The organism is Streptomyces sp. NPDC107562 (assembly GCF_055657325.1).
Genome location: NZ_JBVKBE010000002.1, coordinates 110034 through 135655 on the forward strand (window position 1 = coordinate 110034; position 25622 = coordinate 135655).

Sequence of the window (25622 nt, forward strand, 5' to 3'; positions counted from 1 at the left end):
GTCCTGGCCCGACTCCTCCCCCACCGCCCGCTTCCGTGACGCTCGACGACCCGGCTCCGCTCCTGACGCCGCTTCAGTTCGCCTTCAGTGCCTCCCGTACCGCCGCGAGGTCGCCGTCGGACGCGAGCCCGGCGTGATAGAGCCGTAGTTCCGTGGCCCCGGCGGCACGCGCGCGTGCGGCGTCCTCGGCCAGGGTCGCGGGGCGTCCGCCCATCCCGGAGACGACGGTGAAGTTGGCGGCGAGCACGGCGCCCTCGGGGGCCCGCTCGGCGAACGGCGTCAGGGGGCCCGACCCGCCCGTGCACGGCACGACCACGCCGTCCGCGACGGACAGGATGTGGTCGGGGTCCACGCCCGCGTTCGCGCCGCAGTGGTACGACACCGGATCCGCGTGCAGGAGCACCTGGAAGCCCTCGGGCGCGGCGGCGCGGACCGCCGCGACCGCCGCCTCCTGAAGGGTGCGTGCCCTCTCGTCGCGCCACGCGCGCGTGGCGGCCGCCCGGGCCTCGCCGAGCAGCTTTCCGACGCCCGCCCAGCCGCCGTCGGACGGCGCGCCCTGCCACACCGGCTCCAGCGCGGTCCGTACGGCGTCGGCCAGCCGGCCGGGGTCCAGCCCCTGGGCGGCGTAGCCGTCCCGGCAGGCGGGGCAGAAGCACAGCGACATCAGGTAGTGGCCGGCGTCCCCGAGGGCGACGCCCGCGATCTTGTCGTGGGCGTGCAGATGGGCGAGGCCGTACCAGCCGAGGGACTCCAGCTCGGTGCCGCGCGCGCCCGGCCGTACGGCCGCCTCCGCGGCCAGTTCGACGAGGTACGCGCGTGTGGCGGGCTGTGCGATGCAGGGCGCCCAGGGATAGCGGTCGCCGTAGGCGTTGACGACGGAGGTGTCCGGGTGCTCGGCGCCCAGCCGGGAGCTGTGCGCGAGGACCACCCACGTGTGCACCTCCAGGCCGGTCTCCGCGAGGGCGGCGGCCGCCTCTCCGTACGCGTCGCCGGGCGCCCAGTCGCCGGCCGCGTAGGGGCGCAGGGGGCGACCCTCCCAGCGGGGGCCGGCCGGGTAGAGCACGGCGGCGTGCTCGGCGGTGACCACGCGGTGGCGGGGGTGGCGGGGGGTGAGGGCGCGCGTGGAGTGGTAGGCGGCGGCGAGCGTCACCTGGTCCACGCCGAGCGCGGCGATCCGGGCCGGGGCGTCCGGGTCTCCGTTGACGTCCCAGGGGTAGAGGAACGCCGAGGCCTTCACCGGCCCTCCTCCAGCAGCGCGTGGCCGCGCTCGATCAGCTGGGCGAGCTGCTTGACGTGGTCCTCACCCGGTTCGTGCAGCGGGGGCCGCACCTCGCCCACGTCGAGCCCGCGCAGCCGCACGCCCGCCTTGACCAGGGAGACCGCGTATCCGCGGCCCTGGGCGCGCAGTTCCACGAACGGCCGGTAGAAGCCGTCGAGGAGACGGTGGACGGTGGCGTCGTCGCCCGAGGCGAGGGCCGCGTGGAAGGCGAGGGCGATCTCCGGGGCGAAGCAGAAGACGGCCGAGGAGTAGAGCGGGACACCGACGGCGCGATAGGCGAGCTGGGTCTGCTCGGCGGTGGGCAGGCCGTTGAAGTAGAGGAAGTCGCCGGGAACCTCGGTGCGTACGGCGCTCACGATCCGCTGCATCAGGTCCAGGTCGCCGAGGCCGTCCTTCAGGCCGATGATCCCGTCCGTGCGGGCGAGGTCGACGACGGTCTCGGGGGTGAAGACGGCGTTGTCGCGCTGGTAGACGACGACCGGCAGGGCGGTGGCCGACGCGAGCTCCCGGTAGTGCCGCAGCAGGCCCTCCTGGCCGGCGACGACGAGGTACGGCGGCATGGCGAGCAGTCCGTCCGCCCCGGCCCGTTCGGCGATCCGGGCGTAGCGCACGGCGAGCGCGGTGCCGTACCCGGCGCCGGCGACCACCGGCACGCGTCCCGCCGTCTCCTCCACCGCCGCCCGGACGCAGGTCTCGAACTCCTCCGGGGTGAGCGCGTGGAACTCGCCGGTTCCGCAGCAGGCGAAGACGGCCGCGGCCCCGGCCTCGACCCCCTGGCGGACATGGGCGCGGTAGGCGTCGAGGTGCAGGGCACCGTCGGGTCCGTAGGCGGTGACCGGAAAGAACAGCGGCCCGCTGGGGACGCTGAGGCGGGCGGCGAGCGGAGGTGGCGTCACAGGCTCTCCAAGGTCCATATTCATGTTTCGCGTCCACATTCCTGAACATGCTCACGCTAAGGTGGCGACCTACGGGGGGTCAAGCAGGTCAACCCCCGATGCACCAGCGGATTCCCTCCCTCCGCGCGCCCCTTGACGGGCGCGGCCACGCTCCTTAGCGTGTCCACGGATGTGAATACCGTGCACACATACGGCCGCCCGGTCATGGAGCCCCGCAAGGAGACCCCGAGAATGCCCGCTCCCCGCACCGCTCCCCCCCACGCCCCCCGCACCGTTCTGCTCACCGGCGCCGCCGGCGGGCTCGGCACCCTGATGCGGGACCTGCTCCCGGCACACGGGTACACGCTGCGCCTGCTCGACCTGCGCCCCGTCGAGGGCGCACCGGAGGCGATCACCGCGGACCTGGCCGACCGGGCGGCCCTGCGTGAGGCCGTACGGGGTGTCGACGCGATCGTCCATCTCGCGGGCATCTCCCTGGAAGCCCCTTTCGAGAAGATCCTCAAGGCGAACATCGAGGGCACCTACAACCTGTACGAGGCGGCCCGTGAGGAGGGTGTCCCGCGCGTCGTGTTCGCCTCCTCCAACCACGCCGTGGGCTACACCCCGCGCCCCGCGGGCGACGACCCGCTCATCCCGATCGACACCCCGCGCCGCCCGGACACCTTCTACGGCCTGTCCAAGTCCTTCGGCGAGGACCTCGCGCAGCTCTACTGGGACAAGCACGGCATCGAGACCGTCTCCGTCCGCATCGGCTCCTGCTTCCCGGAACCGACCAGCGTGCGCATGCTCTCGGTGTGGATGAGTCCCGCCGACGGCGCCCGCCTGTTCCACGCCGCGCTGACCGCCGAGAACGTCGGCCACACCGTCGTCTACGGCTCCTCCGCGAACACCCGCCTGTGGTGGGACCTGTCCACCGCACGCGCGCTCGGCTACGAGCCCCGGGACGACTCCGAGCCGTACGCCGAGGCGCTCGTCGCCGAGCAGGGCGACCTCGACCCGGCGAATCCGGCCCACGCCTGCCTGGGCGGCCACTTCGTGACCGACCCGCCGATCTGGCCGTACTGACGGGAACTCGACCATGGCAGGGGCGGACGGGCAGGAAACGGGCTCGCCCGCCCCCACATCCGGGCACACCTCGGGCAACGCGCCAGCGGCACCGTCAGGGGCGCGGGGAACCGCGCGATCAGCCGCGACACACCGGCGGACGACACTCGGCCGCTGCCCGCACGACCGGCCGCGCCCAGGACCGAACGGGCACACCCGGGCACCATCACTCCCCTGACAGACCTGGTCACCACCTCGCACCCGCTGTAGAACTTCCCCACAGGGCCCGCACGGGCAGCGCAGGCGAGAAGGCGGGTGACAGCCATGAACCGGACCGCGGAAGAACGGCAGCGCGAGATCGTGCGCGCCGCGCGGGCAGCCGGCTCCGTGGACGTCACCGCGCTCGCCACCCTGCTGGGCGTGGCCAAGGAGACGGTGCGGCGGGATCTGCGCGCTCTGGAGGACCACGGACTGGTCCGCCGCACCCACGGCGGCGCCTACCCCGTGGAGAGCGCGGGCTTCGAGACCACCCTCGCCTTCCGCGCCACCAGCCATGTGCCGGAGAAGCGCCGGATCGCGACCGCCGCTGCCGAGCTGCTCGGGGACGCCGAGACGATCTTCGTGGACGAGGGCTTCACCCCCCAGCTCATCGCCGAGGCGCTCCCCGCGGACCGGCCGCTGACCGTGGTCACCGCGTCCCTGCCGGTGGCCGGCGCGCTCGCCGAGCGGGAGGGATGCTCGGTACTACTGCTCGGCGGCCGGGTCCGCCCCGGCACCCTGGCCACCGTCGACCACTGGACGACGAAGATGCTCGCCGGCTTCGTGGTCGACCTCGCCTACATCGGCGCCAACGGCATCTCCCGGGAGCACGGCCTGACCACGCCCGACCCCGCGGTCAGCGAGGTCAAGGCGCAGGCGGTGCGGGCCGCGCGGCGCACGGTCTTCGCGGGTGTGCACACCAAGTTCGGCGCGGTCAGCTTCTGCCGGTTCGCCGAAGTCGGCGCCCTGGAGGCGATCGTCACCAGCACCCTGCTGCCCACCGCGGAGGCGCACCGCTACTCCCTGCTCGGCCCCCAGGTCATCCGCGTCTGACCACCCGACAGCCACCCCCGACGGGCCCCTCACACCCCGTGATGCCCTTTATCTCCCGCTACTCCCGTCATCTTCCGCATTCATCCCTTACAGCACGCTATTCCCTCCCCCTTTCAGCATCTCCCCACATGTTCAGGAGCGATCCATGCGAACCCAGAGCCGACGGAGGCCGCGAGTCACGCTCGCCGCGGTCGCCGCAGGGACGCTGCTCGCCCCGCTGCTCTCCGGCTGCTGGGTCGGAGCGGGCGGGGCGGGGTCGGGCGGCGACTCGATCAACGTCCTGATGGTCAACAACCCGCAGATGGTCGAGCTCCAGAAGCTCACCGCCGCCCACTTCACCAAGGAGACCGGCATCGAGGTGAACTTCACCGTGCTGCCGGAGAACGACGTCCGCGACAAGATCAGCCAGGACTTCGCCAACCAGGCGGGCCAGTACGACGTCGCCACCCTCTCCAACTACGAGATACCGATCTACGCCCGCAACGGCTGGCTGCGGGAGATGGACTCCTACGTCGCCGACGACCCCGGCTACGACGAGCAGGACGTACTCGGCCCCATGCGCGAGTCCCTGACCGGCGACGACGGCAAGCTCTACGGTCAGCCCTTCTACGGCGAGTCCTCCTTCCTGATGTACCGCAAGGACGTGTTCGAGAAGGCGGGTCTGACGATGCCCGCGCACCCCACCTGGACCCAGGTCGCCGACCTGGCCGCGAAGGTGGACGGCGCCGACTCCGGCATGAAGGGCATCTGCCTGCGCGGCCTGCCCGGCTGGGGTGAGGTCATGGCACCGCTGACGACCGTGGTGAACACCTTCGGCGGCACCTGGTTCGACGAGAACTGGTCGGCCCGGCTCGACTCCCCCGAGTGGCAGAAGGCGACGAAGTTCTATGTCGACCTGGTCCGTGAGCACGGCCAGTCCGGCGCCGCCCAGTCCGGATTCGCCGAGTGCCTCAACAACATGACCCAGGGCAAGGTCGCCATGTGGTACGACGCCACCTCCGCGGCCGGATCGCTGGAGTCCGCCGACTCCCCCGTCAAGGGCAAGGTCGGCTACGCCCCCGCACCGGTCGAGAGGACCGAGTCCTCCGGCTGGCTCTACACCTGGGCCTGGGGCATCCAGCAGGCGTCCCGCAACACCGACAAGGCCTGGCAGTTCGTCTCCTGGGCGTCCGGCAAGGAGTACGAGCAGTTGGTGGGCGACCGTATCGGCTGGTCGAACGTACCGGCCGGCAAGCGCGCCTCGACGTACGCCGACCCGGACTACCGCGCCGAGGCCGCCGCCTTCCAGGAGATGACGAGGGAGGCCATCGAGGGCGCCCGCCCGAACGACCCGGGTGTGCAGCCGCGACCCGCCCCCGGCATCCAGTTCGTCGGCATCCCCGAGTTCACCGACCTCGGCACCAAGGTCTCCCAGGAGATCAGCGCGGCCATCGCCGGACGCCAGTCCGTCGACGCGGCCCTCAAGAAGTCCCAGCAGCTCGCCGAGCGCATCTCCGAGGAGTACGAGGGACGATGACCGCCACCACCACGGCCCGCGTGGCCGCGCCACCCGCCCCGACGAGGAACCGCGAGCCGTCGGACCGTCTGCGGGCCTGGGCCACCCGGGCGCCGCTCCTGCCCGCCCTGATCTTCATGATCGCCGTGACCCAGCTGCCCTTCGTGGCCACGCTGGTGATCTCCTTCTTCGACTGGAACGCCCTCTACCCCGACGCCCGTCGCTTCGCCGGAGTCGACAACTACCGCCAGGTCCTCACCGACGCCGACCTGCGCAGCTCGGTGTGGACGACGATCCTGCTGACCGTGACCGTCGTCGTGGTCAGCCTGCTCCTCGGCCTGCTGCTGGCGCTGCTGCTGGACCGCAGGTTCAAGGGCCGGGGCGTGGTGCGCACCCTCCTGATCGCGCCGTTCCTGGTGGTCCCCGTCGCGGCCGCACTGCTCTGGAAGCATGTGCTCTACAACCCCGAATACGGCCTGCTCAACGGGCTGTTGCACTACGTGGGCGGCCCACAGCCCGACTGGATCTCCGACACCCCGCTGCTCGCGGTCGAGGCGTCCCTGGTCTGGCAGTGGACCCCGTTCATGATGCTGATCATCCTGGCCGGACTGCAGAGCCGGGACCCGCAGCAGATCGAGGCCGCCCGGGTGGACGGGGCGAGCGACTGGCAGGTATTCCGCCACCTCACGCTCCCGCACCTGCGCCGCTACCTCGAACTCGGCGCCCTGCTCGGCTCGATCTACATCGTCCAGAACTTCGACGCGGTCTTCACCATCACGTCCGGCGGTCTGGGCACCGCGAACCTCCCCTACACCGTCTACCAGAGCTTCTACCAGGCCCACGAGAACGGCCTCGCCTCGGCCGCCGGCGTCCTGGTGGTCATCGGCTCCATCGTCATCGCGACCTTCGCCCTGCGCGTGGTGTCGTCCCTGTTCCGCGAGGAGGTGAGCCGCGGATGAGCGGCAACGCCGTACGCGTCCGACGTGCCCCCCGTAAGGGCGCCGGCCTGGGCCTGGTGGCCTGGCTGGCCGGGATCGTCTTCTTCCTGCCCATCGCGTGGATGGCCCTGACGTCCTTCCACTCCGAACAGGACGCGGCGACCAACCCGCCGTCCTTCGGCGCCGCGCTCACGCTCGACGGCTACCGCGAGTTCTTCGGCGCCGGCGGCGGGGCCAGCCCCTGGCCGTCCCTGATCAACTCGACCGTCGCGTCCGTCGCCTCGACGCTCCTGGTCCTGCTGCTGGCGCTCCCGGCGGCGTACGCGCTGTCCGTCCGGCGGGTGCGCAAGTGGACCGACGTGCTGTTCTTCTTCCTGTCCACCAAGATGCTGCCGGTCGTGGCGGGCCTGCTGCCGATCTACCTGTTCGCCAAGAACGCCGGGCTGCTCGACAACATCTGGCTGCTGGTCCTCCTCTACACGTCCATGAACCTGCCGATCGCGGTGTGGATGATGCAGTCGTTCCTGGCCGAGGTCCCGGTGGCCGTGATCGAGGCGGCCCGGGTGGACGGCGCCCGCCTCCCCACGGTGCTGGCCCGCGTCATCGCCCCGATGGCCCTGCCCGGCATCGCCGCCACCGCCCTGATCTGCTTCATCTTCAGCTGGAACGAGCTGCTGTTCGCCCGGGTCCTCACGGGGGTGGTGGCCGAGACCGCCCCCGTCTTCCTGACCGGCTTCATCACCAGCCAGGGCCTGTTCCTGGCCAAGGTGTGCGCCGCGTCGCTCGTCATCTCCCTGCCGGTGCTCGCCGCGGGGTTCGCCGCCCAGGACAAACTGGTCCAGGGCCTGTCGTTGGGAGCCGTGAAATGAAGGCCGCCGTCATCGAGTCCGTGGGCAGGGCCGTCGTCGCCGAGGTCCCGGACCCGACGCCCGGCCCACGTGAGGTCGTCGTCGAGGTCGCCGCGTGCGGCCTGTGCGGCACCGACCTGCACATCCTCCAGGGCGAGTTCGCGCCCAAGCTGCCGATCGTGCCGGGGCACGAGTTCGCCGGCGCGGTCGTGGCGGTCGGCACCCAGGTCACCGAGGTGGCACCCGGCGACCAGGTGGCCGTCGACCCGTCGCTGTACTGCCACGAGTGCCGCTACTGCCGCGACGGCCACAACAACCTCTGCGAACGGTGGGCCGCGATCGGCGTGACCACGGCCGGCGGCGCCGCCCAGTACGCGGTGGCGCCGGTGGCGAACTGCGTCAAGCTGCCCGAGCACATCCGCACCCAGGACGCGGCCCTCGTCGAGCCGCTCTCGTGCGCGGTGCGCGGATACGACGTCCTGCGCGCCCGGCTGGGCGCCCACGTGCTGATCTACGGCTCGGGCACGATGGGCCTGATGATGCTGGAACTGGCCAAGCGCACGGGCGCCGCGAGCGTGGACGTGGTCGACCTGAACCCGGCCCGGCTGGAGACCGCCCGCCGCCTCGGCGTCACGGCGGCGGCGGCCGGCGCCGACGAACTGGACCGGCCGCAGGGCTGGGACGTGGTGGTGGACGCCACCGGCAACGCGGCGGCGATCCAGGACGGCCTGGACCGGGTCGCCAAGGCCGGTACGTTCCTCCAGTTCGGCGTGGCGGACTACGCGACGCGCGTGAGCATCGACCCGTACCGCATCTACAACCAGGAGATCACCATCACGGGCTCGATGGCGGTCCTGCACAGCTTCGAACGCGCCGCGGAGCTGTTCGCGAACGGCGTCCTGGACCCGGACGTCTTCATCAGCGACCGGCTGCCGCTGACCAGCTACCCGCAGGCCCTGGAACAGTTTCGCTCCGGGGTCGGCAGGAAGATCGTGGTCGTGCCGTAGCGGCCCGTGCCCGGGCGGCGCGAAAACGGGTGGGCCCGCAGGCCGTCCGGGCCCTACCCTGCCGCACATGCCCCCGCCACACGGCTTCCGCTACGACGTCCACACGGACGGCACGGTCGTGGTCACCCACCACGGCCGCGCCGCGGCCACCCTGCGCGGCCCGCGCGCCGACCGGTTCCTCGCCGAGATCGACGCCGGCGACCCGCAGCTCGTCATGGCCCGCTGGACCGGAAACTACCGCCGTGGCAACGAGCGCACCGCCCGCCTGCACCCCCGTAACCGCCGCTGACCCGATCGGCCGCACGGTAAGGGAACGGTAAAGCGGCCCCGGTCGTTCTCGGGTCATGACCGCTATGACCCCCGGCTCGAACATCCCTCTTTCCACCGCCCGCGTGACGGTGGACGTCGCCGCCCCGGTGCGGCTCGACGTATCGGGCCTGCTGCTCACCGCCGACGGCAAGGTGCGCTCCGACGACGACTTCATCTTCTACAACCAGCCCAGCGGCCCGGGCGTGACGTACCGCTCCGGCGGCGGCACGGCTCCCGACGCCATCATCGTCGACACCACCGCCCTCCCCCCGGGCATCGAGAAGATCGTCGTCACCGCGAGCCCGGACGCCGCGGGCCAGACCTTCCAGGGCGTCGAACCGACGGCCACGATCCGCAACGCGGACGACAACAGCGTCCTGGCCACGTTCACGCCCCCGCAGCTCGGCACCGAGACGGCACTGGTGGTCGTCGAGGTCTACCTGCGCAACGGCGCGTGGAAGGCCCGCGCGGTGGGCCAGGGCTACGCCGACGGCCTGGCCGGCATCGCGACGGACTTCGGCGTGTCGGTGGAGGAGCCGACGGCCCCCGCGCAGCCGGTCGCCCCCGCCCAGCCGGTCGCCCCGCCGCAGGCCCCGATGCAGCCGCCGGTGGCCCCGCCCGCCCCTGTCATGGACCCCCGCATCGCCACGCCGCCCGCGCCCCCGGCCGCCCCGCCCGCCCCGCCCGCCCCTGCCCCGGGCGCCGGGAAGATCAACCTCGACAAGGGCCGGGTCAGCCTCCAGAAGAACCAGACGGTCTCCCTGGTCAAGGGCGGCCGCCCGCTGCTCTCCCAGGTCAAGATGGGCCTCGGCTGGGAGCCCGCCTACCGCGGCCGGGACATCGACCTGGACGCCTCCGTCATCGCGTACGGCCCGCAGCGCAACCACATCGACAGCTGCTACTTCGGCAAGCTCCAGATCGTCGGCGGCGCGATCAAGCACTCCGGCGACAACCTCACGGGTGAGGGCGGCGGCGACGACGAGGTCATCGTCGTCGACCTCGGCCGGCTCCCGCAGGAGGTCACCGGCCTGGTCTTCACGGTCAATTCCTTCTCCGGCCAGAAGTTCACCGAGGTCGCCAAGGCCTACTGCCGTCTGATCGACGCCGCCAGCGGCGAGGAACTGGTCCGCTTCGACCTCACCAGCGCCGAGCCGCAGACCGGCGTGCTGATGGCCAAGCTGATCCGCCAGTACTCCGGTGAGTGGGAGATGACGGCCATGGGCGAGTTCGTCAAGGCGCGCACGGTCCGCAACATGGTCAAGCCGGCGGCCCAGGCCCTCTGAGCACCGGCCGCAGCACGACGACACCGGCGGGCGCCGCCCCACCCGACGCCCGCCCAACCGCTCCGCCGGCCGTTACCAGCAGGTTCCCGCCGACCGCCCCGCCCGCCGCGTCCACCGACCGCCCCGCCCGACCGCCGTCACCACCCGCCGCACCGCCCGACAGCCCCCCACCGGCCGCCGTCACCACCCGCCGCGCCGCCCGACCGGATCTCACCCGTCGCCGTGCCCGCCCCGTCGTGTCGCCCCCCGGTCGGCCTCAGCGTCCCGGGCGCAGGCCCTCCGTCAGGAGGGTCAGGTAGCGGCGCACGTCCGGGCGCTCCCCGCCGGACAGTTCCGACGCCGTGGCCAGGCCGTGTGTCAGGCGCAGGATCTCGACCGGCTCGACGTCCTCGCGCAGGGTCCCCTCCGCCTGCGCCGCCCGCACCAGCCGCTCCGCGGCCGCCGTGAGGCGGGTCCCGCAGGCGGTGGCCACGGCCGAGCCGTCACCCGTCACGGCCGTGCCCAGCAGGGACTTCAGCCCCCGGACCTGGATCAGCCCCAGGCCCAGTTCGCCCAGCCACTGCTCCAGCGCCCGCCCCGGCGGCAGCTCCCGCGCGATCTCGTCGGCCCGCAGCGCCAGCGCCTCGATCCGGTCCAGGTAGGCGGCCTCCAACAGCGCCTGACGCGTGGGGAAGTGGCGGTAGAGCGTCCCGGACCCGACCCCCGCCCGCTTGGCGATGTCGTCGAGGGACGCGCCCTCCCCGTGCTCGGCGAAGGCCTCCACCGCCGCCTTCAGCAGCCGCTCGTAGTTGCGCCGGGCGTCCGCACGCATGGGCTTGACCTGCGTCATCCAGCAACTCCTCGCACACCGGAGACCCTGGCCGCATGCTACTTCGCCCTGCCCCGCCCCGGAGCAGGACGCCCACGCCCCTCAGGCGGCCGAACCCCAGGGCCAGTCGGCGTCCCGCGCCGCCTCCAGCAGCGGCACCATCCGGAACGCCGCGTCCGAGAGACCCCCGAAGGTGTGCCGGTTCCCCGTCCCGGACGGCCCGTGGCCCGCTCGGTACCCGGCCAGGTTCCAGGTGTAGACCGGCACGTCGGCCGGGACCTGCTCGGTCGGGTCGCCGTGCCGGTGGTGGGTGAACTGCTCGTCGGTGACGATCAGCACCCGGTCGTGCCCGCGGTAGTGCCGGCGCACGGCCTCCGTGGTGTCGGTGCCCCCGAGGTCACCGAACCGCTCCAGCACCTTGAGCACCGACTCCCCCGTGCGGAACGGCACCGGGTTGCTGCTCGTCCCGAACTCGACGAGGTCCGCGTCCACCGCCCGCAGCGCGAGCGCCGCGCCGAAGACCGCCGCCGCGTCGGCCCGGCTGAGCTCCGACCGGTCGGACAGCCGCGAGTAGAACATCGAGCCCGAGCGGTCGACGAGCACCAGCGTCCGCCCCGGCAGCGCGGGCACGTGGGCCAGCGAGTGGCCGAGCGCCTGCTCCAGCGGGTACGACCAGCGCAGCGACGGCGCGTGCCGGTACGCGGCCAGGTACCGGAAGGGGAACTGCCGCGACCGTGCGACCTCGGCCGGGTCGCTGATCCGCGCCGCGACCCGCGCGGCGACCTCGTCGGACACCCCGGCCTCGTCGAAGTTGCGCAGGTTGCGCACCAGCGCCATGGCCCCCATGGAGGGAATCACGGCCTCCCAGGCCGCCCGGTCCATCGGGCCCTGGAGCCAGCCCGCCAGCGCCTCCCAGGTCATCCCGGCCGCCGCGAGCCGCTCGGCGCCGTCCGGCCCCGTGACGACCGCCCGCCGCTCCTCGACCGGCAGCGCCATCAGCGCGCGGTGCGCGACGAGGACACCCGCCGAGGTGGGCGGCACGGCCGTGTCCGGGTGGTGCCGGCGGTCCAGCGCGTACTTGAACAGCTCGCCCTGCCACGACTTGTCCGGGTCCGGCGCGGCGTGCACCAGGTTGAGGATGTCGCCGAAGCGGTACCCCTTCGCGGCGGTGTCGTACTTCAGCAGTGCCTTCCCGCTGTAGAGCCGCCGCACGGCGTCGGCGACACCGCGCTTCACCGGCTTGGGGATGTTCCGGCCGTACTGCGTCGTCCAGTAGGCGAGCAACTCTCCGGGCTCGTCGGGCCGCTGGAGCACGGAGTCGACGACCCGGCGGTTCGAGGGGCCCTCGGTCGCGCCGGCCTCCAGCCGTGCCTTCACGTACTCGGCGGCGCCCACGACGGAGGCGGTGCGCATCCGACCGGCGCCGCGCAGCCAGCCGAGCAGGCCGGCGGTCCACGCCGGGTCGGTCACGGCGAGCTCACGCACGAGACGCGCGAACCGGTCGTCGCGGTCGGCACCGCTCTCGTAGAAGGTCTGCTGGGAGACGAAGTCGGACACGGCGAGCAGGAAGAGCTCGGAGCGCGCGTCACGCTCCTGGCCGCGGCCGCCCTCGTAGCTGCGCAGCACGCGCCCGGTCGACGTGACCCGCGAGGTCGGCTGCGCCTTGGCTGTCCTGGTGTTGAATCGCGCCATGGTGAATTCCCCCGAATTCCGTTCCGTTTCGGAAGGAGGCGCGGCAAGAAGGAGGGTGCCCGAGATCGAAGGGCGGCGACGGACTTGTCAGATGCTCTCCCTGTTGAGCTACACCGACCCTGGGCCGATGACGGGATTCGAACCCGCAACCGTCCGATCCGAAAGAAGTAACCGTTGCCTGCGCACCGGGCACCCACCAGGTAGCCGCGCCTCCCGAGATCAGACCGGCGGCGGCATCGATTCTTTGAAGAGAAGAAGTAGCCGCCGCCCTCGCACCGGGAGGTGCGTGACGTCGTGATCTCACTGTAGGAGGCGCGACGAGTGCCCTGCGAGCGAATTAATCAGCGCTTCTGGCGCTTCCAGGGGCCGTTGACGGCGAGCATGATGCCCGGTTCCTGGATGTTGGCGTACAGGGTCTTTCCGTCGGGCGAGAAGGTGACGCCGGTGAACTCGCTGAACTCGGGCTCCTCCTCGCTGCCGATGTTCAGGTCGTTGCGGGCGATCGGGTAGGTGCGGCCGCTGTCGGTCGCGCCGAACAGGTGCTGGACGCCCTCGCCGTCCTCGGCGATGATCAGGCCGCCGTACGGGGACACGGTGATGTTGTCGGGGCCGTCGAGAGCACCGTCCTTGGACGGGTCGGGGTTGACGCCGAGCAGCACCTTCAGGGTGAGGGTGCGGCGCTTGGGGTCGTAGAACCAGACCTGGCCGTCGTGCTGGACGGGGCTCTCCTCACGGGCGTACGAGGAGACGATGTACGCGCCGCCGTCCCCCCACCACATGCCCTCCAGCTTGCGGGCGCGGGTGACCTCGCCCGCGCCGAACTGCTCGCGCACGGCGACCGTCCTGGCGTCGCGGTCCGGGACGTCCACCCAGTCGACGCCGTAGACGGTGCCGATCCGGGTGGCGCGGGAGAGGTCGTCGACGAAGTGGCCGCCGGAATTGAAGCACTTGGGGGCTTGGAGGACCCCGGCGTCGTCGGCGAGGGTACGGAACCGGCCTGGCCCGTAGGCGAAGCCCTTCGGCGGCGTCCAGCGGTAGAAGAGGCCGTTGGGCTCGTCGGCGTCCTCGGTGAGGTAGGCGTGGCCGCGCCGCGCGTCGATGACGACGGCCTCGTGGTCGTAGCGGCCGAAGAACTTCAGCGGCTTGGGCGCGCGGTTGGCGCGCCGGTCGCAGGGGTCGACCTCGAAGACGTAGCCGTGGTCCTTGGTCATGCCGTTCTCGCCGGCCCGGTCGGAGTTCTCCTCGCAGGTCAGCCAGGTGCCCCAGGGGGTGGAGCCGCCGGCGCAGTTGTTCGCGGTGCCGGCGATGCCGACCCACTCGGCGACCCGGCCGTCGCGGTGCACCTCGACGACCGTGCAGCCACCCGGGGCGGCGGGGTCGTAGACCAGGCCCTCGGTGAGCGGGACGGGGTGGTCGTAGTCGGCGCGGGGGCCGTCCATCTCGTGGTTGTTGACCAGGAGGGTGGTGCCGCGCGGGCCGGCGAAGGCGGCGGTGCCGTCGTGGTCGGCGGGCGTGAACTCGCCCGACTCCAGCCGGGTCCGCCCCGCGTAGGTGAGGATCCGGTACGAGAAGCCGGCGGGCAGGGCGAGGATGCCGTCCGGGTCGGGCAGGAGGGGGCCGTATCCGACGCCGCCGTGCTTCTCGGCGGACTCCTCGCCGGTGGTCTCCGTCTCGGCGGACGCGAGGGCGCCGGGCGCGCTGGAGAGGGCGCCGACGGTGCCCGCGAGGGCGACGCCGGTGCCGGCGATCGCGGTGGTCCTGGCGAAGTCCCTGCGTGTGAGCGACATGCTGTCTCCTGTGACGGGGGATTGCCGTGGAGGGGTGGGGCGCACCTCGGGTCGGCGCAACGGTGACGTCCGGCGGTGAACGCCGTTTGAACACCGGGCTACCGCGCAGGGCCCGCTTCCATGAATCCGTACGACCCGTCACCGGCCGGCCACGCGAACCGGCCGGAACACCCGGCTCCGCTTTCGCCCGTCGGGGCGGGGCGGCGTCAGCCCCCTTGCTGGGAGCGGGCCTTGAAGGCGGCCTTCCGGGCCTCCTTGGCGATCCTCTTGTCCGGGTGGATGCGCCCCATCGCCTCCAGGACGTCGGCGGTGGCCGGGTGGTCGACGCGCCAGGCAGCCGCGAAGAACCCGCTGTGCTGCTCGGCGAGACCCTCGACGAGGGCGCCCAGTTCCGCGGAGTCGCCCTCGGCGGCGAGTTGCGCGGCCAGGGTGTCCACGGTGAGCCAGAAGACCATCGCCTCGGACGGGGCGGGTACGTCCGCACAGCCGTGCTCGGTCAGCCAGACGCGGGCGAGTCCGCCCAGCTCGGGGTCGTCCAGGACCTCCCGCAGGGCGGGTTCGGCCTCGGCGCCGACGAGGGACAGGGCCTGCTGGCAGCGCAGCCTGCGCAGCGGCGCGCCGTGGTCCGAGCCCCGGGCGGCGGCGAGCAACTCCCGTGCGGCGGCGAGGGATTCACGGCGGGTCAGCCACTGCTCGGTCTCGGCCTGCGCGGCGCGCGGCCCGAAGCCTGCCGTTCCGTCGAGCAGGGCGTCGGCGCCCTTGTCGGCCAGTTCGCCGACGGCGGGTGCGTCGATGCCGGCCTCCAGCAGCCGGGTGCGCAGCCCGTACAGACCGAGCGGGGTGAGCCGGACCATGCCGTAGCGGGAGACGTCGGTGTCGTCGACGGCGCCGGGCCCGCCCGCGTCGTCGGCGTCGGCGTCGGCGTCGGCGTCGGCCATCAGCGCCTCGTCGACCGGCTGGTACTCCACGAGTCCCACCGGTTCCAGCACGCGGAATTGGTCGTCCAGCCGCATCATCGCGTCGGACACCTGCTCCAGGACGTCGTTGGTGGGTTCGGCCATGTCGCCGGGCACGATCACCGAGGCGGCCAGTGCGGGCAGCGGCACGGGCGCGGGACCGGGGCCGTCCTCGCCGACGGTCAGCAGGTAGAGGTTGCCGAGCACGCCGTCGAGGAACTCGGACTCGCCCTCGGGGTCCCAGTCCAAAGCGGCGGGGTCGACCGGGCCGCCCTCGTCCATGGCGCCGAGCAGGTCGTCGAGGTCGGGCACGCTCGCGTCGGCGAGCACCGTCTCCAGGGCGCCCAGCCAGACGGCGAGCACGTCGTGCGGGGAGCCGCCGGTGAGCTGTGTCAGCTCCTCGCCCGCGGTGACCGTGCCGGCCTCCTCGTCGACGATCTCGACGAGTCCCGTGTCCACGGCGACCCGCCAGGCCTCGCTCGCCGACGCGGCCGCGTCGTCGTCGCTCAGTCCGAGCGCCTGCGCGGCGGCCGGCAGCTGCTCGTCGACCAGTTGCCCCCCGGCGTCCACGCGGGTGTCGGGGCCGGCCCAGCGGGCGAGCCGCACGGCCCGCGACAGCACCGGCGTGGCCAGCGCGTCACGCGCCAGTTCCGCTTCGGAGGTCAGCCGCACCGGCGGCAGGGGGGAGCTGTCTGACATCGGGGGGATCTCCTAGGCGCCTCGAAGCCGTCGTACGACTCGACGACTCAGCCTAGACGGATTTGGCCCCATGCCGCCCGGTTCATCTCCCCGCCGGGTGCCGTACATGGCCGAAACCTTGACAAGTGCCCTGCCCGCACAGGAAATTGACGCGCGTAGAAATTGGGGGGACAAGTGTTCACTCCGCACACGGTTTCTACGCGCGTCGCCATCGTCCGCACGATCCATCCTCGTCCTGGCGTCCACGTATGTCCCCGGAGGGATCCTCTTGCCGAGCAAGTCTTCCGCGCGCCTCGCCGCGCTCACCGTCGCCGCGGTCTGCTCCGTGGCGTCCACCGTCGTCATCGCCTCGCCCGCGCACGCGGAGGCGGTGCGCATCCATGACATCCAGGGCAGCACGCGGACGTCCCCGTACGCGGGCCGGCAGGTCACGGACGTGGCCGGAATCGTCACCGGCGTCCGCGGCTACGGCTCGTCGCGCGGTTTCTGGATCCAGGACCCGGCCGCCGACGCCGACCCGGCCACCAGCGAGGGCGTCTTCGTCTTCACCAGCTCCACCCCGAAGGTCGCCGTCGGCGACTCGGTGACCGTGTCGGGCACCGTGTCCGAGTACGTGCCCGGCGGCACCACCTCCGGCAACCAGGCCCTCACCGAGATCACCCGGCCGACGGTCACCGTCGTCTCCAGCGGCAACCCGGTGCCGGCCGCCACCGTGATCGACGCGCGGTCCGTGCCGAGCGCCTACACGCCGGCCGGCGACCCGGCCGCGGGCGGTTCGGTGGGCGGTCTGACGCTGCTGCCGAGGAAGTACGCCCTGGACTACTACGAGTCCCTGGAGGGCATGAACGTCCGGGTCGCGGACACGCGGGTGGTCGGCGCGACCGACCCGTACACCGAACTGTGGGTCACGGTGAAGCCGCGCGAGAACACCAGCGAGCACGGCGGCTCGGTCTACGGCTCGTACCACGCGCAGAACACCGGCCGGCTCCAGATCCAGTCGCTCGGCGCGGTCGCCGACTTCCCGGACGCGAACGTCGGCGACGTGCTCGCCGGCAGCACCACCGGCCCGCTGGACTACAACCAGTTCGGCGGCTACACGCTCGTCGCCAGTGAGCTCGGCACCCTGAAGCAGGGTGGCCTGGAGCGCGAGACGACCCGCGCGCAGCGGCGCGGCGAGCTGGCGGTGGCGACGTACAACGTCGAGAACCTCGACCCGTCCGACGCCACCTTCGAGGCGCACGCCGCCGCGATCGTGAACAACCTGCGCTCGCCCGACATCGTCTCCCTGGAGGAGATCCAGGACAACAACGGCGCGACGAACGACGGCACGGTCGCCGCCGACCGGACGCTGGCCAAGCTGATCGACGCGATCGTGGCGGCGGGCGGCCCGGCGTACGAGTGGCGTTCGGTCGACCCGGTGAACAACGCCGACGGCGGTGAGCCGGGCGGCAACATCCGTCAGGCGTTCCTGTTCAACCCCGAGCGGGTGTCCTTCACCGACCGCGCCGGCGGCGACGCGACGACCGCGGTGGGCGTGACGAAGGTGCGCGGCAAGGCGGTGCTGACGGCATCCCCCGGCCGGATCGACCCGGCGGACACGGCCTGGACGAACAGCCGCAAGCCGCTGGCCGGCGAGTTCGTCTTCCGCGGCAAGACGGTCTTCGTGATCGCCAACCACTTCAACTCCAAGGGCGGCGACCAGGCACTGACCTCGCAGTACCAGCCGCCGGCCCGGAGCTCGGAGACCCAGCGCCACCTCCAGGCGAGCGCGGTGAACGCGTTCGTCAAGCAGGTCCTGGACATCCAGAAGAACGCCGACGTGGTCACCCTGGGCGACATCAACGACTTCGAGTTCTCCGACACGGTGGAGCTGCTCGAAGGCCGCGGCGAGCTGTGGTCGGCGGTCAAGTCGCTGCCCAGGAACGAGCGTTACTCGTACGTCTACCAGGGCAACAGCCAGACCCTGGACCAGATCCTGATCAGCCCGTCGATCCGGCGCGGCTGCGACTTCGAGTACGACAGCGTGCACATCAACGCCGAGTTCCACGACCAGATCAGTGACCACGACCCGCAGGTGCTGCGGTTCCGCCCGTAGCCGGTCGCGCGCCTCGTCAGGGCTGACTGAAGACGCCCTTCAGCCAGCCCTGCCACGCGGCTTCGTCCGCCGTGGCGTCGGCGTCCGGGGCGAAGTCGTGCACGGACATGCCGACGACGTGGCCCCAGTGGTTGCGCCCGAAGAAGCGCAGCATCGCGTCGTCGGTGCGCAGGCCGATGAAGTACGCGTTGCGGAAGTCCAGGACGGCGTCGAGGGGGCGGCCCTCGGGTCCGCGCACCTGGACCCGCGCGCCCTCGGCGGCGTCGTCCGTCAGCCCGAGCGCCCGCCCGACCGTCGCGAGGGCGTCGGGCGCGCCGGACGTCCCGGGCCCGTCGAACGTGGCGAAGGCCGTGATCGGCCGGCCGCCGAACGCCGTCAGGTACTGGCGCAGGGTGTGCAGGTAGAACTCGGTGTGCTTGCTCGCGCCGTCGTACTGGTTGTCCCAGTCGTCGACGAAGATCCCGCTGTGCACGTACCGGACCCAGGCCCGTCGTCCGCCGTCGCGCGGCTCGACGGTGTAGTCGAGCTGGTTCCGGCTCTGCTCGGAGATCCCCTCGACGTCCTCGACGCGGTTGACGTACCGGTGCGGCGGGTCCCACGCGACGACCTCCGAACCGAAGGGCCCCTTGCCGCCCACGCGCGGCTCCGGCGCCTCCATCGGCCACAGCCAGCCGCCAGTGCCGGCGGTGACGGCCTCCCACACCTGCTCGGGCGTGGCGTCGACCTCGAACTCTCGGGCGATCTCGAATTCCTTGGACATGGTGGCTCCTGAGTGGCGGCGGTACCGGGGGTACCGGATCTGCTAACTGTCGATTTCCGGGGCGGATGACCGGGGCTTGACCGTGGGATGGACGGCCACGACGATCCGGTGGTCCCGGCCGCCCTCGGCGTCCGGGGCGTCGTACTTGTGGATCAGCGCGGTCACGCCCGCCGTCAGCTCCTCGACGAACGCCGCCCGGTCTGCGGCGGAGGCGAAGCGCACCTCGCCGTCCAGCGCGTACGTCGCGAGCCGCTTGCGGGCCTTGGCGGCGCCCGTGATCAGCGTGCCGACGTCCCGTACGAGCCGTGCGCCGAGGGCGAGCAGCCAGTGGGCGGACAGCTGGTCCCGGAAGCGGTCCGGATCGGGCTGCACGGCGGCCAGGGCGAGGGGCGAGATGACGTACGACGCGGCACTCGCGCGCATCAGCCGCTCGGTGACGTTGCCCTTGCGGCGCTCCCCGGCGAGCTCGACCAGGCCGTGCCGCTCCAGCGCCTTCAGGTGGTAGTTCACCTTCTGGCGGGGCAGCCCCACCTGGCCGGCCAGCATCGCCGCCGAGGCGGGGCCGTCGGCGAGCCGCGCGAGCAGCTCGGCCCGGACGGGGTCCAGACAGACGGCTGCGGCCTCGGGGTCCTCGATCACGGTCACGTCCAGCATGGGTCCACCCTCCCACCGAATACTTTTTTTGTCCAGACGATTCGAGTTGTCGGTGAGGGTCGTGTCAGGAGAGGGTGGTCCTGCCGACGGGACGTGGTCGTCGCGCGCACCGCCCCGTCGAAGCGCATGCGGCCGGGCCCGGGAACGGGCGCGCGCGAAGAGGGCCGGCCGGTGTCTCCACCGGCCGGCCCCGCACGCTCGCACCGCTTCAGGGCGGCGCCACCGGGCGCCGCGCTCGCCTACCGTCCGCCGTGCCTGCGGCGTATCACCGCCGCCGCCACGGCCACCGCACCGGCCGCCGCGCCCGCGGCCAGAACCGGCCCGGGATGCCGCAGCCCGGCCAGGACGAGCGTACGCACCGGCTGCGGGACGGCAGCGTGCTCGACGGTCTCGCTCGCCTTCGCGGCCTTCCCCTGCACGGCGTGGTTCGCCTTCGCGGCCCTGCCCTGCACGGTGTGCGTCGCCTCGACCGCCTTGCCCTGCACGACGTGTCCCGCCTGGGCCGCCTTGCCCTGGACGGCGTGACCGGCCTGGGCCGCGGTGCTGCGCAGCTGGACCGTCATCGCGCCGGCCTTGTCCTTGAGGTCGGCGGCGCGCGCCTTGGCCCGCCCCTTGACGTCCGCCTTGGCCGCCAGTTCCTCGACGGTGTCGCCCAGCTGGCCGCGGGTCTGCTCGATCTGCCGGCGCAGCTCGTCGGGCCCCTTGGCGCCGGTGCCCTGCGTCGTCCTGTCTGTCATCGATGTGCCCTTTCCTTGATCTCCTCGACATCGGCCCTGACGCTGCCGAGGGTCACCTCGGGCGTGGGGGGTGCCGCCCGGCGCAGCTGTGCGCGGCCGGTCGCGGCCAGTAGTCCGGCGAGCGCGAAGAGCACGCCCGTGACGATCAGCGCGGCGGCCCAGAGGGGCAGCGTCAGCGAGAGCGCGGCGGTGGCCGTGGCGGCGAGGGCGAGCAGCCCGGCGTAGGCGACGGCGCCCGCGGCGCCGAGGAGTCCGCCACCACGGCCCACGCGCCGGCCCTTCGCGGCCAGCTCCTCCTTGGCGAGGCTCACTTCCTGCCGCACGAGCTGGGAGAGTTGTTCGGTCGCCTGGCCGACGAGTTCGCCCACCGAGTGACGCTCCTCGGTCATGGGCTTGACGTCCGGGATCCCGGTCACGGTGTTCCGCCTCCTCTCGGTTCGGAACTCCCGGGTACCCGCACCGCCCCGCCCTATCCCTGCACCGCGCCCCCCGCCCCGCGCCCGGCGCGCCGGTCCGGTACCGGCGGCGGCGGGCCGGCAACGGAACGGCTCCGGCGACGAGTTCGGCGCACCCGACCGGGCCGCCCCCGCCGGTCCCGTACCTCTCCCCGCGGGCCAGGCCACCCCCACCCGATCCACACCCTGTCCACCGATCCTTATGAATATGTCGTAGAAGATTTAAGTGGAGCTACACGATCGGCGCGCCGACACTACTTCCATGACGAACCCCTCTCCCCCCGCCCGACCCTTCGGCCGCACTCTCTGCGCGATGATCACTCCCTTCACCGAGGCGGGCGCGCTCGACCTCGACGGCGCGCAGCGGCTCGCCGACCTCCTGGTGTCGCGGGGTTGCGACGGGCTGGTGGTCAACGGGACGACGGGCGAGTCACCGACCACGTCCGACACCGAGAAGGCGGCGCTCGTCCGGGCGGTCCGGGAGGCGGTCGGGGCGCGCGCGTCGGTCGTCGCGGGCGTCGGCACCTCCGACACCCGCCACACCGTCGAACTCACCCTGCAGGCCGAGAAGGCCGGCGCCGACGGGGCCCTGGTCGTCAGCCCCTACTACAGCCGTCCCCCGCAGGAGGCCGTGGAGGCGCACTTCCGCGACATCGCGGACGCGTCGGGCCTGCCGCTCGCGCTCTACGACATCCCGGCCCGCACCGGCACCCGCATCGAGCCGGAGACACTGATCCGGCTCGCGGAACACCCCCGCGTGGTGGCCGTCAAGGACTGCTCGTACGATTTCCTCGGCGCCCAGAAGGTCATGTCCCGTACGGACCTGGCGTACTACGCGGGCTGCGACGAACACATCCTCGCGCTGTACGCCGTGGGCGCGGCGGGCTGTGTCAGCACCGTGGCGAACGTGATCCCCCGTCATATCGACGCGCTGCACACCGCCTTCGACGCGGGCGACACGGCAGGTGCGGCCCAGGCCCAACGACAGGCCACGCCGCTGATCGAGGCGATGATGGCGGCCGGCCTCCCCGGCACGGTCACCGCCAAGGCCCTCCTGAACGCCCTGGACCTGCCGTCCGGCCCCGTCCGCCCGCCCCTGCGCCCCGCGGACCGCCCGACGACGACGGCACTGCTGTCGGCGTACAGGGCTCTGTCCACACCTTGATGCTTCGGCGCTCGCGGCCCGCAGGGCTCTGTCACGCCCTGATGCTTCGGCGCTCGCGGCGCGCAGGGCTCAGCTCGCTCCGTTCTCCGTCGTGCGCTCGTTGCCGATCAGCCGGAAGTGCTCCAGTACGTCCTCGGCGGGGTCGTCGACCTGCCCCAGGTTGACCAGCCCGATCCGTGGGCCGTTGTGCGATCCCGTGTTGCTCTCGTCGGCGTGCGCGACGCCCGCCGGCAGCCAGCACACCGTCGCCGCGGCCACCGCACCGGCCAGCCGACGCGCCACGATCCCCGCCCGCTCGTTCGTCATTGCTTAAGTCCTCGTCTCACCGTCGCGGCATCCGACCGGACACCGGGTCCACCGAACTCATCTTCCGAAAGCCGCCAAAGGTAACGGACGGTAATCCTTTTAAGTGATCGTCCCGCCCCCCAGTGACGCCCACCTCACCCCTTCACCTGCACCAACAGACGCCCCGACGTCAGGTAGGAGCGGATGCGGAGAGTAATGCAGCGTGCTGAAGGACGACGGGCAAAATCGGTCGACAGGGCGGGCCGTGAAGCACTGTCATGGCTCCGACTGCCCGCCGCACCGAGCGGGCCGGCCAGAGGAGTTGGCCTTGGTGACCGCGGGAACTGCGGACCCTCGCCCGCACATCGACGAGGTACTGGTCAGGCGCCTGGTCGACGCTCGATTCCCGCAGTGGGCGGGGCTGCCCCTCGCACTGCTCGACCCCGCCGGCTCCGACCATGTGATCTACCGGCTCGGCGAGGAGTTGTCCGTCCGCCTGCCCCGGCATGCCGGAGCCATCGGACAGGCCAGGAAGGAGGCCCGGTGGCTGCCCCGGCTCGCTCCGCACCTTCCGCTGGCCGTCCCGGTACCCGTGGGGGTGGGCGACCCCGCCTTCGGTTATCCGTGGCCGTGGGCGGTGTCCCGCTGGCTGGACGGCGAGGTGGCGAGGGCCGAGGCACTGGCCGACTCCTCCGGGGCCGCCGTTGCTCTCGCCGACTTCTTGGCCGCCCTGCACCGGTTCGCACCCGCGGACGTCCCCGCCGAGGACGGACGGGAAGACCTCACCGGCCGGCCGCTGTCCGACCGGGACCGTGCGACACGGGCCGCGATCGCCGACGTCGACGGCGTGTTCGATGCCGCGGCGATGACCGAACTGTGGGAGGCGGCGCTGGGCGCCCCGCGATGGGACCGCCCTGCGGTGTGGTTCCACGGCGACTTCCACACCGGCAATCTGCTGACCGTCGACGGCCGCCTCAGCGCCGTCATCGACTTCGGCGGCCTCGGCACCGGCGACCCGGCCCCGGACCTGATGATCGCCTTCACTCTGATGTCGCCCGACAGCCGAGCCGTCTTCCGCGACGCGCTCGGTGTGGACGACGCCACCTGGCTGCGGGGGCGCGGCTGGGCGCTGGCCACGGGCCTGAACGCCTACACGCACTACGCCGCCGTCGACCCCCGGGTCGCCGCGCAGACCACCCGGCAGATCACCCAGGCCCTCATCGGCTGACAACGGCAGCACCAGCAGACGAGCTTGGGCACTGCTTCGTGACCCGCCACGAGGAGCGCCCTCCGGACCGGCCTCGGCCGGGGAAGGGCGCCCGATCGCCTGTCGCGGCGGCCGACGGCCGTCAGTTGTGGCTGTGCAGCACCTCGTTCAGGCCGCCCCACTCCGCGTTGTTCGGGCGGGCCTCGACCGTGCCGGAGACGGAGTTGCGGCGGAAGAGGATGTTGGAGGCGCCGGAGAGTTCGCGGGCCTTGACGATCTGGCCGTCGGGGAGGGTGACGCGGGTGCCGGCGGTCAGGTAGAGGCCCGCCTCCACGACGCAGTCGTCGCCGAGCGCGATCCCGATGCCGGCCTCGGCGCCGACGAGGGAGCGCTCACCGATGGCGACCCGCTCCTTGCCGCCGCCGGACAGGGTGCCCATGGTCGACGCGCCGCCGCCGATGTCGGAGCCGTCGCCGACCACGACGCCCTGCGAGATGCGGCCCTCGACCATGGAGGTGCCGAGGGTGCCGGCGTTGAAGTTGACGAAGCCCTCGTGCATGACGGTGGTGCCCGCGGCGAGGTGGGCGCCGAGGCGGACCCGGTCGGCGTCGGCGACGCGGACGCCGGCCGGGGCCACGTAGTCGGTCATGCGCGGGAACTTGTCGACACCGAAGACGCTCAGGTGCAGGCCCCGGGCGCGGGCGGCCAGGCGGACGGTCTCCAGGGTGTCGACCGCGACCGGGCCGAGGGAGGTCCAGGCGACGTTGGCGAGCAGGCCGAAGACGCCGTCGAGGTTGGCCCCGTTGGGCTTGACCAGGCGGTGGGAGAGCAGGTGGAGGCGCAGGTACGCGTCGTGGGTGTCGAGGGGCTTGTCCTCGACCGAGGAGATGACCGTGCGGACTGCCACGACCTCGACGCCACGCACCTCGTCCTTGCCCAGGGCCGCGACGCCGTGCTCACCGAGCAGTTCGGCGGTGCGCGCCTCGTCGAGGCGCTCGGTACCGGCCGGTCCGGGTTCGGCGGCCAGTTCGGGCGCGGGGAACCAGGTGTCGAGAACGGTGCCGTCGGCGGCGATCGTGGCAAGGCCGGCGGCCACGGCGCCGGTGGTGCGAGGAGCAGTCGTGTCGGTCATGAGGGCAACCTAACCGGCGGGGGCCCGCCGATGCGAACCAGCGGGGGGATGTCTCAGGTGGCGGGCGAGGTGGCCGCGCCGGCCCCGGGGCGGACGACCCGGCCCAGCACCTCCCGGGCCCACCCCTCGTCGTACGCGGTCCCCGTCAGCAGCACCTGCAGACAGATCCCGTCCATCAGGGCCAGCAGTGCCCGCGCGGTCGCGGGATCCGTGCGGCGGGCCAGGTGGGCGCCCACCTCCTCGGTCCACTCCGCGGCCACCGGCCTCAGTGCCGGGCGGCGCAGCGCCGCGAGGTACAGCTCGTACTCCAGCTCCACCCCCGTACGGTCCCCCGCGAGCCACTCCCCGAGCAGCGCGGCCAGTTCGGCCGGCAGATCGGCCCGTGGGTCGGTCAGCGACTCGCGCCCGGCGACCAGCCCGGCGAAGCCCTCGTTGGCCTGCCGCAGCGCCGCGACCAGCAGGTCGTCCAGCGTCTTGAAGTGGTAGGTCGTCGAACCGAGCGGTACGTCGGCCTCCGCCGCGACGCTCCGGTGGCTCAGCCCGGCGATTCCCTTGGCCCCGACCACCCGGATCGCCGCGTCGATGATCCGCTGCCGCCGCTCGGGGTCGTAGCGCCGGCCCATCAGTGCGCCCCGCCGAGGTTGAGCACGACGACGCCCGCGACGATCAACGCGATACCGGCGGCCTTGGCGGCGCTCATCCCCTCGCCGAGGAACAGCATCCCGATGACCGCGATCGCCGCGGTGCCGACGCCGGCCCAGATCGCGTACGCCGTCCCGACGGAGACCGTCTTCAGGGTCTGCGCCAGCAGCGCGAACGCGACGAGGTAGCCGAGAGCGGTGATCAGCGAGGGTCCCAGCCGTGTGAAGCCGTGGCTGTACTTCATGGCGGTGGTGGCGGCCACTTCGGCGGCTATGGCGCCGGCGAGCAGAACGAATCCCATGTGGACGAGGGTACACAACGTTATGTACGCCCGTACATAACGGCGGGCGCAGAAGT

The 25622-nt window shown here is 72.5% G+C and carries 25 protein-coding genes; 11 read left to right on the plus strand and 14 right to left on the minus strand.

From position 1 onward, the window contains the following. Positions 1-73: 73 nt before the first annotated feature. Complete coding sequence (locus ACZ7LV_RS06315; RefSeq protein ID WP_471936347.1) at positions 74-1237, minus strand: hypothetical protein; 1164 nt, start codon at positions 1235-1237, stop codon at positions 74-76. Beyond that, entirely contained in the window at positions 1234-2175 is a 942-nt protein-coding gene (locus ACZ7LV_RS06320) for a 5-dehydro-4-deoxyglucarate dehydratase (protein ID WP_471936349.1), read from the minus strand. The genes ACZ7LV_RS06315 and ACZ7LV_RS06320 overlap by 4 nt, the downstream gene beginning before the upstream one ends. Positions 2176-2406: 231 nt before the next feature. Here ACZ7LV_RS06320 and ACZ7LV_RS06325 point away from each other — a divergent pair, with 231 nt between their 5' ends. The 8 genes from ACZ7LV_RS06325 to ACZ7LV_RS06360 all read left to right on the plus strand — a co-directional run bounded on the left by ACZ7LV_RS06325 (position 2407) and on the right by ACZ7LV_RS06360 (position 10191). Next, entirely contained in the window at positions 2407-3240 is an 834-nt protein-coding gene (locus ACZ7LV_RS06325) for an NAD-dependent epimerase/dehydratase family protein (protein WP_471936351.1), read from the plus strand. A 303-nt stretch (positions 3241-3543) separates the two neighbouring features. Further along, positions 3544-4311 (plus strand): DeoR/GlpR family DNA-binding transcription regulator, encoded by a 768-nt coding sequence (locus ACZ7LV_RS06330; protein WP_471936353.1) that lies wholly within the window; start codon positions 3544-3546, stop codon positions 4309-4311. Positions 4312-4456: 145 nt separating this feature from the next. Further along, complete coding sequence (locus ACZ7LV_RS06335; protein ID WP_471936355.1) at positions 4457-5827, plus strand: ABC transporter substrate-binding protein; 1371 nt, start codon at positions 4457-4459, stop codon at positions 5825-5827. Continuing rightward, complete coding sequence (locus ACZ7LV_RS06340) at positions 5824-6765, plus strand: carbohydrate ABC transporter permease (RefSeq protein WP_471936357.1); 942 nt, start codon at positions 5824-5826, stop codon at positions 6763-6765. The genes ACZ7LV_RS06335 and ACZ7LV_RS06340 overlap by 4 nt, the downstream gene beginning before the upstream one ends. Then, on the plus strand, positions 6762-7613 hold the full coding sequence (locus ACZ7LV_RS06345; RefSeq protein ID WP_471936359.1) for a carbohydrate ABC transporter permease: 852 nt from the start codon (positions 6762-6764) through the stop codon (positions 7611-7613). The genes ACZ7LV_RS06340 and ACZ7LV_RS06345 overlap by 4 nt, the downstream gene beginning before the upstream one ends. After that, positions 7610-8599 (plus strand): zinc-dependent alcohol dehydrogenase family protein, encoded by a 990-nt coding sequence (locus tag ACZ7LV_RS06350; RefSeq protein ID WP_471936361.1) that lies wholly within the window; start codon positions 7610-7612, stop codon positions 8597-8599. The genes ACZ7LV_RS06345 and ACZ7LV_RS06350 overlap by 4 nt, the downstream gene beginning before the upstream one ends. Positions 8600-8666: 67 nt before the next feature. Next, entirely contained in the window at positions 8667-8888 is a 222-nt protein-coding gene (locus ACZ7LV_RS06355; protein ID WP_471936363.1) for a hypothetical protein, read from the plus strand. A gap of 64 nt (positions 8889-8952) precedes the next feature. After that, positions 8953-10191: a TerD family protein gene (locus ACZ7LV_RS06360; protein WP_471937757.1), complete on the plus strand. Its 1239-nt coding sequence runs from the start codon at positions 8953-8955 to the stop codon at positions 10189-10191. A gap of 256 nt (positions 10192-10447) precedes the next feature. Here the strand turns inward: ACZ7LV_RS06360 and ACZ7LV_RS06365 are convergent, their stop codons facing one another. From ACZ7LV_RS06365 to ACZ7LV_RS06380, 4 genes are all read right to left on the minus strand, one after another. Then, the gene (locus ACZ7LV_RS06365; protein WP_471936365.1) at positions 10448-11020 is read right to left on the minus strand and encodes a TetR/AcrR family transcriptional regulator; all 573 of its coding nucleotides are present in this window, start codon (positions 11018-11020) and stop codon (positions 10448-10450) included. Positions 11021-11101: 81 nt separating this feature from the next. Beyond that, entirely contained in the window at positions 11102-12691 is a 1590-nt protein-coding gene (locus ACZ7LV_RS06370) for a TROVE domain-containing protein (protein ID WP_471936367.1), read from the minus strand. A gap of 341 nt (positions 12692-13032) precedes the next feature. Continuing rightward, the gene (locus ACZ7LV_RS06375; protein ID WP_471936370.1) at positions 13033-14478 is read right to left on the minus strand and encodes an alkaline phosphatase PhoX; all 1446 of its coding nucleotides are present in this window, start codon (positions 14476-14478) and stop codon (positions 13033-13035) included. Between the two features lie 206 nt (positions 14479-14684). Beyond that, on the minus strand, positions 14685-16133 hold the full coding sequence (locus ACZ7LV_RS06380; RefSeq protein WP_471936372.1) for a hypothetical protein: 1449 nt from the start codon (positions 16131-16133) through the stop codon (positions 14685-14687). 268 nt (positions 16134-16401) lie between these two features. Between ACZ7LV_RS06380 and ACZ7LV_RS06385 the strand changes: the two genes are divergently transcribed. Further along, a complete protein-coding gene (locus tag ACZ7LV_RS06385) occupies positions 16402-18228 on the plus strand; it encodes an endonuclease/exonuclease/phosphatase family protein (RefSeq protein WP_471936374.1) in 1827 nt (608 codons plus the stop codon). A gap of 16 nt (positions 18229-18244) precedes the next feature. Here the strand turns inward: ACZ7LV_RS06385 and ACZ7LV_RS06390 are convergent, their stop codons facing one another. From ACZ7LV_RS06390 to ACZ7LV_RS06405, 4 genes are all read right to left on the minus strand, one after another. Next, positions 18245-18988, minus strand: a complete 744-nt coding sequence (locus ACZ7LV_RS06390; RefSeq protein ID WP_471936376.1) for an SRPBCC family protein — start codon at positions 18986-18988, stop codon at positions 18245-18247. Between the two features lie 42 nt (positions 18989-19030). Then, on the minus strand, positions 19031-19642 hold the full coding sequence (locus ACZ7LV_RS06395; protein WP_471936378.1) for an ArsR/SmtB family transcription factor: 612 nt from the start codon (positions 19640-19642) through the stop codon (positions 19031-19033). 239 nt (positions 19643-19881) lie between these two features. Beyond that, a complete protein-coding gene (locus ACZ7LV_RS06400) occupies positions 19882-20379 on the minus strand; it encodes a DUF3618 domain-containing protein (RefSeq protein WP_401676077.1) in 498 nt (165 codons plus the stop codon). Then, entirely contained in the window at positions 20376-20768 is a 393-nt protein-coding gene (locus ACZ7LV_RS06405; protein ID WP_471937759.1) for a phage holin family protein, read from the minus strand. The genes ACZ7LV_RS06400 and ACZ7LV_RS06405 overlap by 4 nt, the downstream gene beginning before the upstream one ends. A gap of 328 nt (positions 20769-21096) precedes the next feature. Between ACZ7LV_RS06405 and dapA the strand changes: the two genes are divergently transcribed. Further along, the gene (dapA, locus tag ACZ7LV_RS06410) at positions 21097-21999 is read left to right on the plus strand and encodes a 4-hydroxy-tetrahydrodipicolinate synthase (protein ID WP_471936381.1); all 903 of its coding nucleotides are present in this window, start codon (positions 21097-21099) and stop codon (positions 21997-21999) included. Positions 22000-22068: 69 nt separating this feature from the next. Here the strand turns inward: dapA and ACZ7LV_RS06415 are convergent, their stop codons facing one another. Then, a complete protein-coding gene (locus ACZ7LV_RS06415; protein ID WP_471936383.1) occupies positions 22069-22305 on the minus strand; it encodes a hypothetical protein in 237 nt (78 codons plus the stop codon). A 307-nt stretch (positions 22306-22612) separates the two neighbouring features. Between ACZ7LV_RS06415 and ACZ7LV_RS06420 the strand changes: the two genes are divergently transcribed. After that, on the plus strand, positions 22613-23512 hold the full coding sequence (locus tag ACZ7LV_RS06420; protein ID WP_471936385.1) for an aminoglycoside phosphotransferase family protein: 900 nt from the start codon (positions 22613-22615) through the stop codon (positions 23510-23512). 121 nt (positions 23513-23633) lie between these two features. Here the strand turns inward: ACZ7LV_RS06420 and dapD are convergent, their stop codons facing one another. Genes dapD through ACZ7LV_RS06435 form a run of 3 tightly spaced genes read right to left on the minus strand, consistent with a single transcriptional unit; the run spans position 23634 to position 25566 of the window. Next, positions 23634-24623 carry a 2,3,4,5-tetrahydropyridine-2,6-dicarboxylate N-succinyltransferase gene (dapD, locus tag ACZ7LV_RS06425; protein ID WP_471936387.1) on the minus strand — a complete coding sequence of 330 codons (990 nt, stop codon included), beginning with the start codon at positions 24621-24623 and terminating at the stop codon, positions 23634-23636. Positions 24624-24676: 53 nt separating this feature from the next. Continuing rightward, entirely contained in the window at positions 24677-25246 is a 570-nt protein-coding gene (locus ACZ7LV_RS06430; protein WP_471936389.1) for a TetR/AcrR family transcriptional regulator, read from the minus strand. Continuing rightward, positions 25246-25566, minus strand: coding sequence for a DMT family transporter (locus tag ACZ7LV_RS06435; protein ID WP_471936391.1), 321 nt, complete (start codon positions 25564-25566; stop codon positions 25246-25248). The genes ACZ7LV_RS06430 and ACZ7LV_RS06435 overlap by 1 nt, the downstream gene beginning before the upstream one ends. Positions 25567-25622 lie beyond the last annotated feature (56 nt).